Genomic DNA, 18,697 nt, shown 5'->3' on the forward strand with positions numbered 1-18,697 from the left:
TAAAATTATGAAGTCATAATTTTGTACACTGCTTAGCGGTTTTAAATGTAAGTAAATTTTATTTTGAATAAAATCTTCTTTTTTGCCTAGATTGCAAGTGTTTATTAATAAATTAGAGGATGGATATAAAAGGAAAATTAATAATAATAGGAGGCGCATTAGATAAAGGAAGTTTTGCCGAAACCGATTTAGATGAAAATCTTGTCAATAATCTTAACTTTTTTGAGACAGGAATTTTAAGGCGAATCATTTTAGAATCTAAGCATCAGGAGAAGTCAAGAATAGAAGTTATCACTACTGCTTCCAAAATTCCAAAAGAAATTGGTCCAGAATATATCAAAGCGCTGGAATATCTTGGCGCTAAAAATACAGCTATAATGTTTCTCGACAAAAGAGAAATGGCCTCCACGCCGGAAATTATAGAACGTCTTGAAGTGGCAGATGTAGTGATTTTTACCGGTGGGGATCAACTCAGGCTTACCTCAATTTTGGGCGGAACAAAGTTTCATGATCTATTATTAGAGAAATATAGGACGCAAGAGTTTGTATATGCTGGCACATCAGCTGGAGCTGCCGCAGCTTCGAATAATATGATTTACCAAGGTAGCAGCTCTGAAGCTTTACTTAAAGGCGAAGTTAAGATAACTAGTGGACTAGGTCTTATTAATGATGTTGTAATTGATACGCACTTTGTACAAAGAGGTCGAATCGGGAGATTGTTTCAATCTGTTGTCGGTAATCCTCGTACTTTAGGAATAGGTTTAGGAGAAGATACAGGATTGCTCATTACCAATAATCGGGAAATGACTGCAATTGGTTCAGGACTTGTAATTCTAGTAGATGGGCATGAAATAAAGGACACTAATCTTACCCAAATTGAGCTGGGACAACCTATATCAATTAACCATCTTGTAGTACATGTTTTAAGTATTAATGATACATTTGATCTTAAAACAAATAAGATGACTATAAAATCATCACAATATGCTGAAAATTTGGAATTAACTGCAGAGGATTTAGAAAATTAGTAGAATAAATAATTATGAAGATTATCATTCACGGCGGATTTTTCTCGGAATCTAACACAAATCAGGAAACAAAAGTTGCAAAACAAGAAGCTCTCAAGAGAATTGCTAAAAGTTCATTTAAATATTTAGAAAAGCATTCAGCATTAGAAACAGTTGTTTATGCAGTTTCGCAGTTAGAAGATGATCCCTTATTCAATGCTGGTTTGGGTTCGCAAATTCAGAGTGACGGCGTAATTAGAATGAGCGCAGCTCTTATGGACGGCGAAACTCAAAAAATGAGTGGTGTTATCAATATCGAGAAAGTTAAAAATCCAATCCAAGTAGCAGAGAGATTGATGCCCACCGAAGACCGCATTCTTGGTGAAGCTGGTGCAATTCAATTTGCTCGGAAAAATGGATTTGAAGAATATTCAACCGAAACGCCCGAAAGACGTGGCGAGTATGAGGCTAAAATGAGAAGTTCTAAAAGCTCTACTGTAGGCTGTGTCGCCTTTGATAGTAATGGAAAACTAGCTGTAGCAACATCCACTGGCGGAAAAGGTTTTGAAGTTCCTGGTCGAATTTCTGATTCTGCTACTGTAGCAGGAAATTATGCCAATTCTTTTTGTGGTGTAAGTTTAACTGGGGTAGGTGAAGATATAGTGAGCAACGCGACAGCGGCGAAAATCGTTACGAGAGTAACCGATGGGATGTCGTTAAAGCAAGCTTTTGATAAAACATTTGCTGAACTTAAACCTTATGATGGTTTTGCAGGTGCTATTGCAATTGATAAAGAGGGAAACATATATCATCAAGATTCTCATCCATCGATGGTTTTTGCGAGTTATGATGGAGAAAGTTTTGACGTCTTTGAGTAGAAAGAAATATAAAGTTTGCAGAGATCCCAATAGCTTCGGTTGTTGGGATTTTTTGTTTCCAACAATATCATGATTCATTTTTATGTTTAGTGACCGTTCTAATTATATTACGGTGAGAAGAAAATATTTTCAATTAACATCGCATAAATACTCGGCATTCCATTCCCCTCCACCGGAGGGGTGCCCGAAGGGCGGGGTGGGTGAATACCAACAATGAAGGCTACAACCAAACTCCAACAATGAAAGCTCCAACCAAACTCCAACAATGAAAGCTCCAACCAAACTCCAACAATGAAAGCTCCAACTAAATACCAACAATGAAGGCTCCAACCAAAATGCCACATATTAAATGTGAATTAGATAAAAAAAAACCACCTCTTTCGAGATGGTTTTTTATGAAGTAAGTAAGTCCAAATGTTGTTTGACAAACGTTTATTTTACTTTATTAAGTACAGCTTTAAAAGCTTCTGGGTGATTCATTGCTAAATCTGCAAGAACTTTACGATTCAATTCGATACCGTTAGTTTTTACTTTCCCCATGAATTGTGAGTAGCTCATTCCCTCAAGTCTAGCTCCAGCGTTAATACGCTGAATCCAAAGTGAACGGAAGTTTCTTTTGTTTTGCTTTCTATCGCGGTAAGCATAGCACATTGCTTTCTCAACTGCGTTTTTTGCAACTGTCCAAACGTTTTTACGTCTACCAAAGTAACCTTTGGCTTGTTTCATTATTTTTTTTCTTCGTGCTCTTTTAGCAACCGAGTTTACCGATCTTGGCATAATTTTAATTTTTTTTTGTAGCAGGCGGTCAGTTTAATGTGACACTTGAAAAGCCATACTCCAAGGTTATTTGTATGATTTTTTAACCGAAAGAATTCTTTCAAAATTGAATAAAGTCTATTGTAAAATAGTAATTCAGTCCTAAAACTTTTTTACATTATACAATTTACAATTTTACAATTATTAGATAATTCTTAATTGTTGTTTGATGCTTTTCTCATCAGATTTGTGAACTAATGCAGTGTGTGTCAACGCTAGTTTACGTTTCTTAGATTTTTTAGTTAAGATGTGACTCTTAAAAGCATGCTTTCTTTTAATCTTTCCAGTACCAGTAACTTTAAAACGTTTCTTAGCGCTAGATTTGGTTTTCATTTTAGGCATTGTTTCCTATTTTATTTATTTTATTCCTACTTACTTCACTTTTCATTTACTCAACTCTGCTCGAAAAACACAGTCAGTACTATTTTATTCTGCTCTCAAATCTTCGGTTTCTAAAACGCCAGTTTCCGTTATCTACTTCAACAAGCCTTCTCAACACTTCAATCGGAGGGCTTAGGGGAAAATCTTTAGACGTATCCGTAATCCACTTCCACTCGCATTCTCAAAATTTCCCCTCCTCAAAGGGAGGATCTTCACAAGTTTCTTCTATCCACTTCCACAAGCTTTCTCAATACTTCCCCTCCTTTGGAGGGGTTAGGGGAGGAAGGGTTTAGGGGAGGATGCAGCTTTACTATTTCTTCTTCTTCGGAGCGATAAACATAATCATACGTTTACCTTCAAGCACCGGCATAGCCTCAACTTTACCGTATTCTTCTAAATCTTGAGCTAATCTCAAAAGCAAAATTTGCCCTTGATCTTTATATATGATAGAACGTCCCTTAAAGAATACAAAAGCTTTTAGCTTTGCACCTTCTTTTAGGAATTTCTCGGCATTTTTTCTCTTAAATTCATAATCATGCTCGTCAGTCTGCGGACCAAAACGAATTTCCTTCACAATTACTTGAGTAGATTTAGCTTTCAATACTTTATCGCGCTTCTTTTGCTCGTACACAAACTTTTTATAGTCCATGATCTTACAAACTGGCGGCTCAGCATTTGGTGAAATTTCAACCAAATCCAATTCAAATTGATCTGCCATTCTTAGAGCCTCAGATGTTTTAAAAACTCCAGGTTCTACATTTTCACCAACAAGTCTTACTTCCGGTACGCGGATAAGAGCGTTGATTCTATGTGCATCTTTTTTCTCTACTCGAGGTTGGTAACCTCTGTTACTTCTTATTGCTATGGCTTTATAATTTAAGTTAAACGTTAAATACTTTTAATGTCTTTGCGACTTCTTCATTGACAAGTTGGATAAACTCCTCTATTTTTAGAGTCTGATTACCCTTCCCTTCCTGACCATGACGACGAACAGAAACTGTTCCGTTCGACTGCTCATCCTCACCAACAATCAGCATAAATGGATACTTCTGCACTTCGGCATCGCGTATCTTTTTGCCTATTGTCTCATTTCTGTTGTCTAAGATTGCGCGAATTTCGTGATTTTCTAGCGATTCTGAAACTATTTTAGCATATTTTTCATATTTCTCACTCAAAGACAATATAATAGCCTGTTCTGGCATCAACCAAAGCGGGAAATTTCCTGCGGTATGCTCCAATAAGATAGCTATAAAACGCTCCATAGATCCAAAAGGCGCTCGGTGAATCATTACCGGACGGTGCAGTTGATCATCTGAACCTTTGTAGGTTAAATCAAAACGCTCAGGTAAATTGTAGTCAACCTGAATTGTTCCCAATTGCCATTGACGACCTAAGGCATCCTTAACCATAAAGTCTAGCTTAGGGCCATAAAATGCCGCTTCACCATACTCAATCATAGTTGTTAAATTCTTGTCTTTGGCAGCAGAAATAATCGCATTTTCAGCTTTCTCCCAGTTTTCGTCGCTACCAATATATTTTTCGCGGTTCTCTTTGTCTCTCAATGATATTTGAGCAGTAAAATTCTCAAATCCTAAAGATCCAAATACATAGAGAACTAGATCAATCACTTTTTTAAATTCATCATCAAGTTGTTCTGGAGTACAAAAGATATGTGCATCATCCTGAGTAAATCCACGTACACGAGTCAAGCCGTGAAGCTCACCTGATTGTTCGTATCTATAAACAGTACCAAATTCAGCATAACGCTTCGGCAGATCTTTATAAGACCACGGGCGTACGTTATAAATTTCACAGTGATGAGGGCAGTTCATTGGCTTCAACAAAAACACTTCCCCTTCAGTAGGAGTAGTAATCGGCTGAAAACTATCTGCACCATATTTTTCGTAATGACCCGATGTCACGTATAATTCTTTATTTCCAATATGAGGCGTAACCACCTGCTCATATCCACCTTTTTTCTGAGCTTTCTTCAAAAATTGCTCAAGACGATCTCTAAGTGCAGCGCCTTTTGGCAACCACAATGGAAGTCCTTGACCAACTTTTTGCGAAAAAGCAAAAAGTTCCAATTCCTTACCTAATTTTCTATGGTCACGTTTTTTAGCCTCTTCAAGCAAATGCAAATATTCCGTCAAGTCTTTTTGCTTCGGAAACGAAACACCATAAACCCGCGTTAATTGCTTATTTTTTTCATCTCCGCGCCAGTATGCTCCAGCCACGCTCATAACTTTCATCGCTTTGATGATTCCAGTGTTTGGAATATGCCCACCGCGACATAAATCTGTGAATTTCGAGTGATCACAAAAAGTGATTGTTCCGTCTTCAAGATTCGAAATAAGCTCTACTTTATACGGATTTTCCTCCTTCTCATACATCTCCAAAGCCTCTGCCTTTGTAGCAGAACGCATTGTAAATTCATGCTTTTCGCGAGCAATGGCTAGAAAACGATCTTCAATTGCTTTAAAATCCTTGTCGCTTATCGAATTTTCGCCAAAATCAACATCATAATAAAACCCGTTTTCAATCGCAGGTCCTATCGAAAGTTTAATTCCAGGAAACAAGTCTTGAAGCGCTTCGGCAAGAACGTGAGACGAAGAGTGCCAAAAAGCCTTCTTCCCCGCTGCGTCATTCCAGGTGTATAGAACAAGACTTCCGTCCGTCGTTAGTGGGGTCTCGGTTTCTACAGTGGTGTCATTAAAGGATGCCGAAATCACATTTCTAGCAAAACCTTCACTAATACTTTTCGCAACCTCCATAGGAGTTACATTCTGTTCAAAATCTTTAACCGTTCCGTCGGGCAGCGTAATCTTTATCATACATATAAAATTTGAGGTGCAAAGATACGCGTTTAATTAGTAATGAGCAATTGCACGTTTCTGGATATTTTCTATTTTTTACGTTGTTTTAAAAAAAAATTGCTCTTTATATATAGGATAAACTTTCTATAGCTATATTGGAGAAACTTGTTCTAGGGAAGATATTTTTTTTGGCAGCTATTCCCGCTATACTCTCCAATCCGGCCTGGGCATTTGCCGTAGCAGTCGTCGGGCAAGGAGCTTCCGTTGGTCGCTCTTTCCCGCCGCTGCTACCAAAGGCAAATTCCCAAGCCGGGATTTCCGTTCCTATCGGGGCTGAAACGATCGTATTCCAACAACATTAAGTTTTCGAATTTAACCACACGATTATAATAGCCGTAGAGCAATTGCATATTTTTTCGCTTGCACCGGTACCAAGACAGTTTTTAGTGCAAAATTATCTCCTATATATAAGGATTAGAATTACCATATTAAAATTTCACAGCCATATTCACTCCTCAGTCCCAGAGGGACTGCCGATATCATAGCCCAGGGTTTCAACCCTGGGAATCGGGACGGCATGACAAAACGCACAGTTTACCACGCCGCTAAATTCAAGATGATTTTTGTTTCCTATATATAAGGACCAGAACTACTACATTAAAATGTCACAGCCAACTTCATTCCTCAGTCCCAGAGGGACGGCTTTATTGTAGCCCAGGGTTTCAACCCTGGGTTTTAAAATAATGAAAAGCCATCCAAGTCCCATCGGGACGATTTTATGATCCACAAATTTTGTTAAATCGCGACAATTAACATGAATTTTGTTTCCTATATATAGGGACCATAATTATTATTAAAATCCTTCAGCTACATTTATTCCTCAGTTCCAAAGGGCCGACCGATATCATAGCCCAGGGTTTCAACCCTGGGTTGATAATAAATGAAAAGTTCAAGCAAGTCCCATCGGGACGATTTTATAAACCACAAGTTTTGTAGGATCGCGACAATTAATATGATTTTTCTAACGATGCTTATATATAAGGGACGGAATTATTATTAAAATCCCATAGCCATTTTCATTCCTCAGTCCCAGAGGGACGACATAGTATAGCCCAGGGTATTACCGTTGGTATCATGGCGATTTTATATAACGCATTATTTACCACGCCGCTAAATTCAAGATGATTTTTGTTCCCTATATATTAGGACCAAATAACCATTAAAATTTTACATCCACATTCATTCCTCAGTCCCAGAGGGACGGCATTATTGTAGCCCAGGGTTTCAACCCTGGGTTACAAAAATTAAAAAGTTCATTCCAGCCCCATCGGGACGATGTTATAAACCGCAAGTTTTGAGGGATTTCTGCAATTAATATGATTTTTCCAACAGTGCTTATATATAAGGACTAGAATTATTATTAAAATCGCTCAGCTACATTCATCCCTCAGTCCCATTGGGACGACCGGTATCATAGCTCAGGATTTAAACCCTGGGAATCGGGACGGCATTATAAAACGCATTATTTACCACGCCGCTAAATTCAAGATGATTTTTGTTTCCTATATATAAGGACTAGAATTATCGCCTCTAAAATCCCACAACCACATTCACTCCTCAGTCCCAGAGGGACGGCTTTATTGTAGCCCAGGGTTTCAACCCTGGGTTTAATAATAGATGAAATACATCCAAATCCCATCGGGACGATTTTATAAACCACAATGTTTCACACGGCCAGATTTAAAATAATATTCGTAAGATTTTTATTTCCTATATATAGAGACTATAATTACCCAAGAATTACAATCCCACATCTACCTTCATTCTTCAGTCCCAGAGAGACGGCTTTATTGTAGCCCATGATTTAAAGCCCGGGAATCGCGATGGCAATATTGTACAATAGGGTTTCAACCGTGGGCCTAGTGAAGATTTTATAAAACGCACAGTTTACCACGTCGCTAAATTCAAGATGATTTTTGTTTCCTATATATAAGACCATAATTACTAATAAAATTCCATATCCATATCCATATTAATTCCTCAGTCCCAGAGGGACGGCTTTATTGTAGCCCAGGGTTTCAACCCTGGGTTTAATAATAGATGAAATACATCCAAGTCCCATCGGGACGATTTTATAAACCACAAGTTTTGTAGGATCGCGACAATTAATGTGATTTTTCCAACAATGCTTATATATAAGGGACGGAATTAGTATTAAAATCCCACAGCCCACATTCAATCCTCATTCCCAGAGGGACGGCATAAATGTAGCCTAGGGTTTAAACCCTGGGTTTCAACGGGAAGGCAAACACACAATTTGCCGAATCCCAACGATTCAAACGATTTTCAAACCAATTCCCGTAGGTTTGTAAATTTCACCAGCCGTACTTTGTATGAATCCAAGTCTGAAAGTCCGCAAATTCGCTTCATTTAGCTCTTTTTGACTTTTCAATCTTTCAATTTTTCAATCTTTGAATCTTTAAATCAAGGTCTTACAAAATAATTGCATTTTATTACATTTTTACCCTTGTTTATCTAGAAAGAAGTGGTAGTTTTGCACCCGCAATCAGCAGTAAGTTATTTGAAATATTAGAAGATTATCCTTTATATGACTAGAGAAATTTAGTAAAAATAAAGTTGTGAGATTCTAATTTTCGATTTACATTTGCAGGCCCGAAAGGGAGCAAGTTCTTTGAGACATTTTGAGTGAGTTATGAGGTTTAAAAATCGTTGAAAATTTATTTTCAAATTATTTTCACCAAACACTTGCGAGAGACGAAAAGAGGTTGTACTTTTGCACCCCGCTAGCGCAGCAGCGTTAGAGGGAAAAACAAGAAGACACGTTCATAGACATATTGAATTGACAGCAACATTTTGAGAAGAGATTCTCAAGATGATTTAAGAGAGAGTAAGAAGAGAATACGTTAGAATATAAGAACGAGCTTTGAGTCTTTATTGTACAAGTTATTAAAATTATACGATGAAGAGTTTGATCCTGGCTCAGGATGAACGCTAGCGGCAGGCTTAACACATGCAAGTCGAGGGGTAGAAGAAGCTTGCTTTTTTGAGACCGGCGCACGGGTGCGTAACGCGTATGCAATCTACCTTTTACAAAGGGATAGCCCAGAGAAATTTGGATTAATACCTTATAGTATTAAGTTTTGGCATCAAGATTTAATTAAAGATTTATCGGTAAAAGATGAGCATGCGTCCCATTAGTTAGTTGGTAAGGTAACGGCTTACCAAGACTTCGATGGGTAGGGGTCCTGAGAGGGAGATCCCCCACACTGGTACTGAGACACGGACCAGACTCCTACGGGAGGCAGCAGTGAGGAATATTGGTCAATGGACGCAAGTCTGAACCAGCCATGCCGCGTGCAGGATGACGGTCCTATGGATTGTAAACTGCTTTTATACGGGAAGAAACCCTGGCTCGTGAGCCAGACTGACGGTACCGTAAGAATAAGGATCGGCTAACTCCGTGCCAGCAGCCGCGGTAATACGGAGGATCCAAGCGTTATCCGGAATCATTGGGTTTAAAGGGTCCGTAGGCGGCCCTGTAAGTCAGCGGTGAAATCTCCCGGCTCAACCGGGAAATGGCCGTTGATACTGCAGGGCTTGAATTAGTAGGAAGTAACTAGAATATGTAGTGTAGCGGTGAAATGCTTAGAGATTACATGGAATACCAATTGCGAAGGCAGGTTACTACTACTATATTGACGCTGAGGGACGAAAGCGTGGGTAGCGAACAGGATTAGATACCCTGGTAGTCCACGCCGTAAACGATGGATACTAGCTGTTGGGTTGCAAGACTCAGTGGCTAAGCGAAAGTGATAAGTATCCCACCTGGGGAGTACGAACGCAAGTTTGAAACTCAAAGGAATTGACGGGGGCCCGCACAAGCGGTGGAGCATGTGGTTTAATTCGATGATACGCGAGGAACCTTACCAAGGCTTAAATGTAGATTGACCGGTTTGGAAACAGACTTTTCGCAAGACAATTTACAAGGTGCTGCATGGTTGTCGTCAGCTCGTGCCGTGAGGTGTCAGGTTAAGTCCTATAACGAGCGCAACCCCTGTTGTTAGTTGCCAGCGAGTCATGTCGGGAACTCTAACAAGACTGCCAGTGCAAACTGTGAGGAAGGTGGGGATGACGTCAAATCATCACGGCCCTTACGCCTTGGGCTACACACGTGCTACAATGGCCGGTACAGAGAGCAGCCACTGGGCGACCAGGAGCGAATCTACAAAACCGGTCACAGTTCGGATCGGAGTCTGCAACTCGACTCCGTGAAGCTGGAATCGCTAGTAATCGGATATCAGCCATGATCCGGTGAATACGTTCCCGGGCCTTGTACACACCGCCCGTCAAGCCATGGAAGCTGGGGGTGCCTGAAGTCGGTGACCGCAAGGAGCTGCCTAGGGTAAAACTGGTAACTAGGGCTAAGTCGTAACAAGGTAGCCGTACCGGAAGGTGCGGCTGGAACACCTCCTTTCTAGAGAATACAAAAAGACGCAAAGTCTTATAATTTAGAGTGTTTAATCACTTACTCTCGCTGTTGGTTCATATTATTACATTTTTTAAGCAAAAATAAAACAGAGTCTCGTAGCTCAGCTGGTTAGAGTACAACACTGATAATGTTGGGGTCGGCGGTTCGAGTCTGCCCGGGACTACTTTTTCAAAAGCAAGCGCGATTGAAGATACTGTTACGCTTAAAGAAAAAAAAGGAAATTTTAGAGGTTAAGCTAACCGTTTTTAGAGACTGTTAACTGTAAACTGTTAACTAAAATACTAAAAAAGGGGAATTAGCTCAGCTGGCTAGAGCGCCTGCCTTGCACGCAGGAGGTCAACGGTTCGACTCCGTTATTCTCCACAAGATAGTATCAAGATGGTAGTATCAAGTATTAAGACGTAAGTCTTGCTACTTAATACAGACATCTTCATACGGATCAAAGTTCATTGACATATTGGGATAAGAAATACAAAATAAGTAGAAAGAAAAATATACTACAAGTTAATTGTAGTTATTTGTACACAAGATTTATCTTGATGTACATTATACAAGCAAAATAAGGGCGTATGGGGGATGCCTTGGCTCTCAGAGGCGATGAAAGGCGTGATAAGCTGCGAAAAGTTACGGGGACGAGCACACATCGATTGATCCGTAAATACCTGAATGGGGCAACCCGGCATGTTGAAGACATGTCACTCCGAATGGAGAGCAAACCCGCTGAACTGAAACATCTAAGTAGGCGGAGGAGAAGAAAACAAAAGTGATTCCGTAAGTAGTGGCGAGCGAACGCGGATTAGCCCAAACCAATGTTGTTACGGCAATATTGGGGTTGTAGGACCACGACATTTTATGCATGCAGAACCGGAAGTTACTGGAAAGTGACACCATAGAGGGTGATAGTCCCGTATGGGTAATAAATGTAATGAATAGTGGTATCCTGAGTAGGGCGGGGCACGTGAAACCCTGTCTGAATTTGGCGGGACCATCCGCTAAGGCTAAATACTCCTGAGAGACCGATAGTGAACCAGTACCGTGAGGGAAAGGTGAAAAGAACCGTGAATAACGGAGTGAAATAGATCCTGAAACCATACGCCTACAAGCGGTCGGAGCCCCTTCGTGGGGTGACGGCGTGCCTTTTGCATAATGAGCCTACGAGTTAACGTTGCTGGCAAGGATAAGTGGTTAAGCCACGGATCCGTAGCGAAAGCGAGTCTGAATAGGGCGCTTTAGTCAGTAGTGTTAGACGCGAAACCGTGTGATCTACCCATGGACAGGTTGAAGTTTAGGTAACACTAAATGGAGGACCGAACCCGTTGACGTTGAAAAGTCTTGGGATGATCTGTGGGTAGGGGTGAAAGGCCAATCAAACTCGGAAATAGCTCGTACTCCCCGAAATGCATTTAGGTGCAGCGTTAGTTATAAAGTTATATAGAGGTAGAGCTACTGATTGGATGCGGGGGCTTCACCGCCTACCAATTCCTGACAAACTCCGAATGCTATATAATGTTCACTAACAGTGAGGGCTTGGGTGCTAAGGTCCAAGTCCGAGAGGGAAAGAACCCAGACCATCAGCTAAGGTCCCCAAATATATACTAAGTTGAAAGAACGCGGTTTGTCTGCCCAGACAGCTAGGATGTTGGCTTGGAAGCAGCCATTCATTTAAAGAGTGCGTAACAGCTCACTAGTCGAGCGGACGAGCATGGATAATAATCGGGCATAAGTATATTACCGAAGCTATGGATTTAGAGTTTACTCTAAGTGGTAGGGGAGCATTCTAACAGGGTTGAAGGTGTGTCTTGAGACATGCTGGACCGGTTAGAAAAGAAAATGTAGGCATAAGTAACGATAAAGGGGGCGAGAAACCCCCTCACCGAAAGACTAAGGTTTCCACAGCTATGCTAATCAGCTGTGGGTTAGTCGGGACCTAAGGCGAACCCGAAAGGGACAGTCGATGGCCAACGGGTTAATATTCCCGTACTACTGATAACTGTGATGGGGTGACGGAGTGATGAAAGCGCCGCGAACTGACGGAATAGTTCGTTGAAGTACCTACCTATAAGCTGCGCAGGCAAATCCACGCGGCTTGGGGAAATACGATAGTACTCAGAGTCTTCGGACAACGAGATAGTGCGCCTAAGGGCTTCCAAGAAAAACCTCTAAACTTCAGGTTATTAGTACCCGTACCGTAAACCGACACAGGTAGTCGAGGAGAGAATCCTAAGGTGCTCGAGAGATTCATGGCTAAGGAATTAGGCAAAATAGACCTGTAACTTCGGGAGAAAGGTCGCCAGCAGCAATGCTGGCCGCAGTGAAGAGGTCCAGGCGACTGTTTATCAAAAACACAGGGCTCTGCAAAATCGTAAGATGAAGTATAGGGCCTGACACCTGCCCGGTGCTGGAAGGTTAAGAGGAGATGTCATGGGGTAACTCAGAAGCATTGAATTGAAGCCCCAGTAAACGGCGGCCGTAACTATAACGGTCCTAAGGTAGCGAAATTCCTTGTCGGGTAAGTTCCGACCTGCACGAATGGTGTAACGATCTGGACACTGTCTCAGCCATGAGCTCGGTGAAATTGTAGTAACGGTGAAGATGCCGTTTACCCGCAGTGGGACGAAAAGACCCTGTGCACCTTTACTATAGCTTAGTATTGGTCTTGGATAAGTGATGTGTAGGATAGGTGGGAGACTTCGATCCAGCGTCGCTAGGCGTTGGTTAGTCATTGTTGAAATACCACCCTTTGCTTATCTAGGATCTAACCCCGGAATCCGGGGGACATTGCTTGGTGGGTAGTTTGACTGGGGTGGTCGCCTCCAAAAGAGTAACGGAGGCTTCTAAAGGTTCCCTCAGTACGCTTGGTAACCGTGCGTAGAGTGCAATGGCATAAGGGAGCTTGACTGAGAGACATACAGGTCGATCAGGTACGAAAGTAGAGCATAGTGATCCGGTGGTTCCGCATGGAAGGGCCATCGCTCAAAGGATAAAAGGTACGCCGGGGATAACAGGCTGATCTCCCCCAAGAGCTCATATCGACGGGGGGGTTTGGCACCTCGATGTCGGCTCGTCACATCCTGGGGCTGGAGAAGGTCCCAAGGGTTGGGCTGTTCGCCCATTAAAGTGGCACGCGAGCTGGGTTCAGAACGTCGTGAGACAGTTCGGTCTCTATCTACTGCGGGCGCAAGAAATTTGAGTGGATCTGACTCTAGTACGAGAGGACCGAGTTGGACAAACCGCTGGTGTATCTGTTGTCCCGCCAGGGGCACCGCAGAGTAGCTACGTTTGGCAGGGATAAGCGCTGAAAGCATATAAGCGCGAAACCCACCACAAGATGAGATTTCTTTTAAGGGTCGTGGGAGATGACCACGTTGATAGGCTATAGATGTAAAGGCAGTAATGTCATAGTCGAGTAGTACTAATAACCCGTAAGCTTGTATACTCCTCCTTGCCGGTCTTCGGATAGGCAAGGGGCGACTTTCTTCTACAAAATAGTATATTTCTTTATCCCAGTGTGTTAATAATATTAGTTTACAGCTATCAGTCCATAGTTGACTGTTATATGTAAGCAAGTTGTCCAAAGCAACTAACGACTTAAGGTGGTTATTGCGGCGGGGCTCACCTCTTCCCATCCCGAACAGAGTAGTTAAGCCCGCCTGCGCAGATGGTACTGCAGTTATGTGGGAGAGTATGTCGTCGCCTTTCTTTTGAAAAACCCCGTTCTAACGAACGGGGTTTTTTGTTTTTAATCTGTTTTGATAATAAATAGTGGTGTTTGGTTGAGACAAGGCATGCCTTGTCTGTACCATTGGGTCTTTTCAAAATTCTTTCCGTACAATTGCACCTCCTTTTAGAAATCCTCAATTTGGGAATTGGTATATCCGTCCATTTAGCTATGAAATAATTGTTTAGTTTTATCCTAGACGATTTGATTGTGGCCCGTAGTTTAAACTGCGGAGTACAGAGATATGAGAAATAGAAGTTTCATCGGGACGACCATATAAAACGAAACAGTTGGAACACGACGTTAATTAAAAAATGTATGGCACACAACCGACTTCGCAAGTAATTTTTGGAATAGAGTATTATTGTGACATTGATTATAAACCATTCATCTTTGTGGCAATAGATTCACCTATATAACTAAGCTCTCTGCTTATGCGAAATCTTAATTACCCATCATTGATGCAGCAAACTGTAATAATACCATCTAAATGACAATCTGTTGTTATGAAAAAAATATTTTTTTCTGCTGCAGTGGAAGTAAGCATAGTACCATCAACTATAATAATTTGATTAAATGAAGTTATTTGCGAGAGGGGTGATCTACTTCAACGAAGTCCTTTGCGAGAGGGATAGCAGTGGAAATCCTTTCTTGTAGCGTTGCGGAGCAAAAGCTACAAGAAAGATTGGGAACGAATAGCCCGACCTGAGCCAAACGAAAACTTCAATGTTACCTTCAACATTCTGGCGAAAGGGCTCGCCCAAATAATCATTGATAAGAGAATAGTACTTGGAAATATAAATCAAATCTTTGGACTAATTTGCATTTTCATTATTGTTCCGACGGAAATTATCCTACATTAGCTTTCTAATTTATAGGTTCTGAAATGCAAATAAAAGTTGTAATAGTTGATGACGAATTTCCTGCGAGAAAATATTTGTCGAGCCTTTTGACGTTGCTTTATCCCAATAAAATTACGGTTGTAGAAGAGTGTGATTCTGTAAAAAATGCAGTTATCGCCATACAAAAGCATCAACCTGACCTTGTATTTCTAGACATTCAGATGCCAGAAGAAAGTGGGCTGGAGCTGCTGAATTACTTTACTATTATTGATTTTAAGGTGATATTTACAACTGCCTATAAAGATTTTGCATTGGACGCTTTTAAAGTGAATGCTCTGGATTATTTACTCAAACCTCTTACCGTGTCGGATGTGAGGGAAGCTGTAGCCCGTTATGAAAAAAGTTCAAAGGCAATAGTTAATGCTCAAAATGTTAAGGCTTTGTCAGAATTAAAAACGGTTGAGATGCCCGAAAAGAAACTGATAATTTCGACCAAGAAAGGCTTTGAAGTACTAAATTTGGAAGATATTGTATATTGCAAAGCGGAAGAATCGTATACACACTTTTTTACGAATGATGGAGCTATTCTTGCTTCAAAAACCTTTAGAGATTCTTGCGCAAGTTTGAGGGAGCCGACTTTTATTAGAGTTCATAAAAGTTATGTTGTGAATGTGAATTTTATTAAGTCGTTTAACACTTCGGAGTTCTCATTAGAGCTTTTAAACGGCGAAAGTATTCCGGTATCAGACAAATCATTCACTAAAAAGAGATTGATGGATGCGATTTCTCGTTAGTTTCTTTTACTTTCTTGTTGCAATTGTTCCTCTGAAATTATTGGGACAAAATTTTCCTTCGCATAATTTTACTACCGCGGATGGATTAGCCAATAACGCTGTGCGTAGCTTGTTTATAGATTCGAAAAACACTCTTTGGATTGGAACTGAAAATGGCATCTCCATTTTTGAAGGCGGTCATTTTACCAATTTATCTAGGCAAGATGGAGTCGCTCAAAATAGCTGCTGGGGAATTTGTGAAGATGCCAACAATAATATGTGGTTTGCTAGTTATGGCGGTGGCGTGACTAAATTTGATGGAAAAAACTACTCAGTATTTACCACCAAAAAGGGTTTGGCACATAATAAAACTCGAAAGGTTTTTAGCTATAAAGACAAGGTGATCGTTGGGACAGAATATGGTATTTCGATAATTGATATTAATTCGAATACGGTTATAACTCCAAAGGAAGTGTTTCCACATTTTGGAGTATTTATTGTGACTGATATTTTTGAATATAAAGACGAAATATACTTTTCGGCATTAAACGAAGGCTTTTTTAAAATTATAAATTTTACGGTCGAACCTAAAGTTATTCCTGTCTTAGAATTTCAGACCAGCTATAGTGTAGGGAATTTTGACGATAAATTTTACAATAGCAATAAGGGTTTTGTCGATGTCATAGATTTTACTAGTAGATCAGTTACTCGTACGAGCCAATTTGGTCAGTCGGTGGCCTGGCAATATTGTATTGATAAAAGAAATCAAATTTATGCCGCTTGCTGGGGAATATTTGACAATAATGGAGGGCTATTTGAGATCTTCAATAATAAGATGGTTTCCCTAAACGAAAAATTTGGCATTGATTCGAAGAAGTTGTTGAATGTCGTTTATGATAAGACGAATGATTTTCTATACGTAGGTTCAAAGGACAATGGCTTTTATCAGATTCAGTTAGACCAGGCAATCTTATATGAGCGTTTTGAGAATAGAAAGGTAATAGGTTTTGCCGATAATCTTATTTTATATCAAAATGGACTTGATTTCACGGCGAATAATAGTACGACAAAGAGGGTTACAAAACGTGATTTTAAACTTTTTCAGCAGCATTATAGTTCGAAAGAAGACTTTCAACGATCTGGAGAAAATAATGAGAGTTTTGAACTAAACTATAATTTACAGGCGGACGAAATTGAATTTTATAATTTAGTGAAGTATAATAATGACTTATACATTAGTAGTAATATTGGAATTTTCACCATAAATAGAAATGCTGAAATTATTAGTTATATTCCGATTCATACCTACAATTTTGGTTTCACTTCCGAAGGTTTGTTTTATGAAACTCATCCCTATGGTCCCACAAAGATTTACGAAACTATTGAACCTTTAAAAGTAAAGCAAGTTTCTAACGATGTTTCAGATATTGTTTCAAGTATTAATGTGAATGCAACAACCTATTATTTGTCGGTATTTAATGGCTTATCTTCATATAAAAATGGAAAATTCAGATCATATTTAAAAGAGGGACTTTTTTTAGAAGAGAAGTTAAAACATTGCGCTCATGGTAAAAACGGTGAATTGATCGTTAGTTCAGAATTTGGAGACGTGTATATCATTGGAGATTTACAGACTTTTAGAAATATTAAGAAGATTGGTAATGAAGAGATAATTGGAAATTCAATTAGCTTTTTAGAGCGTTACAAAGACTACCTTATAATTGGTACTGAAAAAGGAATAAATTTATACAAAAATGGTGCAATTAGGTTGATAGATAAGGAGCAAGGACTTTCAGATTGTACTTTTATAAGTTCGAAAATTATCGACGATGTGCTTTACCTCGGGACCAAGAAGGGGTATTATAGATTGAATTTACATAGCATTACAGCTGCAAAGCGAAAAGTTACCGCACTTAAAATCAGCAAGATTTTAATTAACAATAAAGAGACTTCGACGAAGGATTTTGAATGGTTTACGTACACGAAGGACAAGCTGGAAACGTCTTATGAACAAAATACATTGTCGATAGATTTTATTGCAACGGGAAGCCCATTTCCTAATAAACTAAAATTCCGCTACCGTCTTGAGAATGACAATCAGTGGAGTCCATATTCTGACAAAGCAAATGTGTTTCTGCCTTATCTGCCGTTTGGCGACTATAATTTGGAGATTGAAGTTTTTGACTTGAATAGTGGCAGTTCAAAAATATTTTCATTATTAAAAATAGATGTTTTAACGCCTTTCTATTTTCGCTGGTGGTTTGTATTAACTGTTTTCCTGTTTGCGTCAGGTCTTGTGTATTTGTTGGTGAAGCGATCTAAAACAAAAGCAAAAGATAAAGCAGTAATTCAAAAGCGAATTGCCGAAACAAAATTAGAAGCTCTTTTAAGTCAAATGAATCCGCACTTTATGTTTAATGCGATGAATGCGATTCAGAATTACGTAATTTCTAATGACACCTTAAATTCCCTGCACTATATAGGAGAGTTTGCAAAATTAATGCGGAAAACTCTCGAAAATTCCTCGAAGCCGACAATCACTTTAAGAGAGGAAATAGACTATTTGAAAACATATATTTCGATTGAAAATATGCGCTTTAATCATTGCGTAGAAGTTGACTTTCAAATTAATGACCACATAAATCTAAGCTGTAAAATTCCAACAATGCTACTACAGCCTTTTGTCGAAAATGTATTTGTACACGCTTTTAGCACAGCCACCTTGAGTCCAAAGTTAACTCTGACATTTGAGATGAAAAACAGCACGACATTGCAAATATTAATTATCGACAATGGAAAAGGAATCGATATGAAATCTACCAATCTTCATCAGTCAAAAGGAATTTTGCTAGTTAGAGAGCGACTTTCGTTACTTCAAAATCACCTACAAGAATCGATAGAATTTCAAAATAATAATCCCTCGGGGATTATAGTTTGCATACAACTTCTAGTGTAA

At 39.7% G+C, this 18,697-nt stretch carries 8 protein-coding genes, 2 tRNA genes and 3 rRNA genes; 9 read left to right on the top strand and 4 right to left on the bottom strand.

Annotation, left to right across the window (positions count from 1 at the left end; all coding sequences use genetic code 11):
• Positions 1-119 precede the first annotated feature (119 nt).
• Both SBO79_RS06895 and SBO79_RS06900 read left to right on the top strand, forming a co-directional pair.
• The gene (locus SBO79_RS06895; protein WP_318643363.1) at positions 120-1,028 is read left to right on the top strand and encodes a cyanophycinase; all 909 of its coding nucleotides are present in this window, start codon (positions 120-122) and stop codon (positions 1,026-1,028) included.
• A 14-nt stretch (positions 1,029-1,042) separates the two neighbouring features.
• Complete coding sequence (locus tag SBO79_RS06900) at positions 1,043-1,885, top strand: isoaspartyl peptidase/L-asparaginase (protein WP_318643365.1); 843 nt, start codon at positions 1,043-1,045, stop codon at positions 1,883-1,885.
• 432 nt (positions 1,886-2,317) lie between these two features.
• Here SBO79_RS06900 and rplT read toward each other — a convergent pair whose 3' ends face one another.
• From rplT to thrS, 4 genes are all read right to left on the bottom strand, one after another.
• A complete protein-coding gene (gene rplT, locus SBO79_RS06905; protein ID WP_318643367.1) occupies positions 2,318-2,662 on the bottom strand; it encodes a 50S ribosomal protein L20 in 345 nt (114 codons plus the stop codon).
• A 183-nt stretch (positions 2,663-2,845) separates the two neighbouring features.
• Positions 2,846-3,043 (bottom strand): 50S ribosomal protein L35, encoded by a 198-nt coding sequence (gene rpmI, locus SBO79_RS06910; RefSeq protein WP_318643369.1) that lies wholly within the window; start codon positions 3,041-3,043, stop codon positions 2,846-2,848.
• Between the two features lie 349 nt (positions 3,044-3,392).
• Positions 3,393-3,947, bottom strand: a complete 555-nt coding sequence (gene infC, locus SBO79_RS06915) for a translation initiation factor IF-3 (RefSeq protein ID WP_406600259.1) — start codon at positions 3,945-3,947, stop codon at positions 3,393-3,395.
• A gap of 16 nt (positions 3,948-3,963) precedes the next feature.
• The gene (gene thrS / locus SBO79_RS06920) at positions 3,964-5,916 is read right to left on the bottom strand and encodes a threonine--tRNA ligase (RefSeq protein ID WP_318639698.1); all 1,953 of its coding nucleotides are present in this window, start codon (positions 5,914-5,916) and stop codon (positions 3,964-3,966) included.
• 2,959 nt (positions 5,917-8,875) lie between these two features.
• Here thrS and SBO79_RS06925 point away from each other — a divergent pair.
• The 7 genes from SBO79_RS06925 (at position 8,876) to SBO79_RS06955 (ending at position 18,697) form a co-directional block, all read left to right on the top strand.
• Positions 8,876-10,393: ribosomal RNA gene (locus SBO79_RS06925) — 16S ribosomal RNA — on the top strand.
• A 104-nt stretch (positions 10,394-10,497) separates the two neighbouring features.
• Positions 10,498-10,571: transfer RNA gene (locus tag SBO79_RS06930), tRNA-Ile, on the top strand.
• Between the two features lie 126 nt (positions 10,572-10,697).
• Positions 10,698-10,771 (top strand) — tRNA-Ala (locus tag SBO79_RS06935).
• A gap of 185 nt (positions 10,772-10,956) precedes the next feature.
• Positions 10,957-13,844, top strand: a 23S ribosomal RNA gene (locus SBO79_RS06940).
• Positions 13,845-13,997: 153 nt separating this feature from the next.
• Positions 13,998-14,107 (top strand): 5S ribosomal RNA (rrf, locus tag SBO79_RS06945).
• The 16S, 23S and 5S rRNA genes sit together here with 2 tRNA genes alongside, the layout of an rRNA operon.
• Positions 14,108-15,012: 905 nt before the next feature.
• On the top strand, positions 15,013-15,762 hold the full coding sequence (locus SBO79_RS06950; RefSeq protein ID WP_318639699.1) for a LytR/AlgR family response regulator transcription factor: 750 nt from the start codon (positions 15,013-15,015) through the stop codon (positions 15,760-15,762).
• Positions 15,746-18,697 carry a sensor histidine kinase gene (locus tag SBO79_RS06955; protein ID WP_318639700.1) on the top strand — a complete coding sequence of 984 codons (2,952 nt, stop codon included), beginning with the start codon at positions 15,746-15,748 and terminating at the stop codon, positions 18,695-18,697. Before SBO79_RS06950 ends, SBO79_RS06955 begins: the two co-directional genes overlap by 17 nt.

The sequence above is a fragment of the Flavobacterium ardleyense genome (genome assembly GCF_033547075.1).
GTDB classification, from domain to species: domain Bacteria; phylum Bacteroidota; class Bacteroidia; order Flavobacteriales; family Flavobacteriaceae; genus Flavobacterium; species Flavobacterium ardleyense_A.

Coding starts and splice junctions, on each gene's coding strand:
- SBO79_RS06895 (WP_318643363.1), top strand. CDS start 120: ATGGATATAAAAGGAAAATTAATAATAATAGGAGGCGCATTAGATAAA.
- SBO79_RS06900 (WP_318643365.1), top strand. CDS start 1,043: ATGAAGATTATCATTCACGGCGGATTTTTCTCGGAATCTAACACAAAT.
- rplT (WP_318643367.1), bottom strand. CDS start 2,662: ATGCCAAGATCGGTAAACTCGGTTGCTAAAAGAGCACGAAGAAAAAAA.
- rpmI (WP_318643369.1), bottom strand. CDS start 3,043: ATGCCTAAAATGAAAACCAAATCTAGCGCTAAGAAACGTTTTAAAGTT.
- thrS (WP_318639698.1), bottom strand. CDS start 5,916: ATGATAAAGATTACGCTGCCCGACGGAACGGTTAAAGATTTTGAACAG.
- SBO79_RS06950 (WP_318639699.1), top strand. CDS start 15,013: ATGCAAATAAAAGTTGTAATAGTTGATGACGAATTTCCTGCGAGAAAA.
- SBO79_RS06955 (WP_318639700.1), top strand. CDS start 15,746: ATGCGATTTCTCGTTAGTTTCTTTTACTTTCTTGTTGCAATTGTTCCT.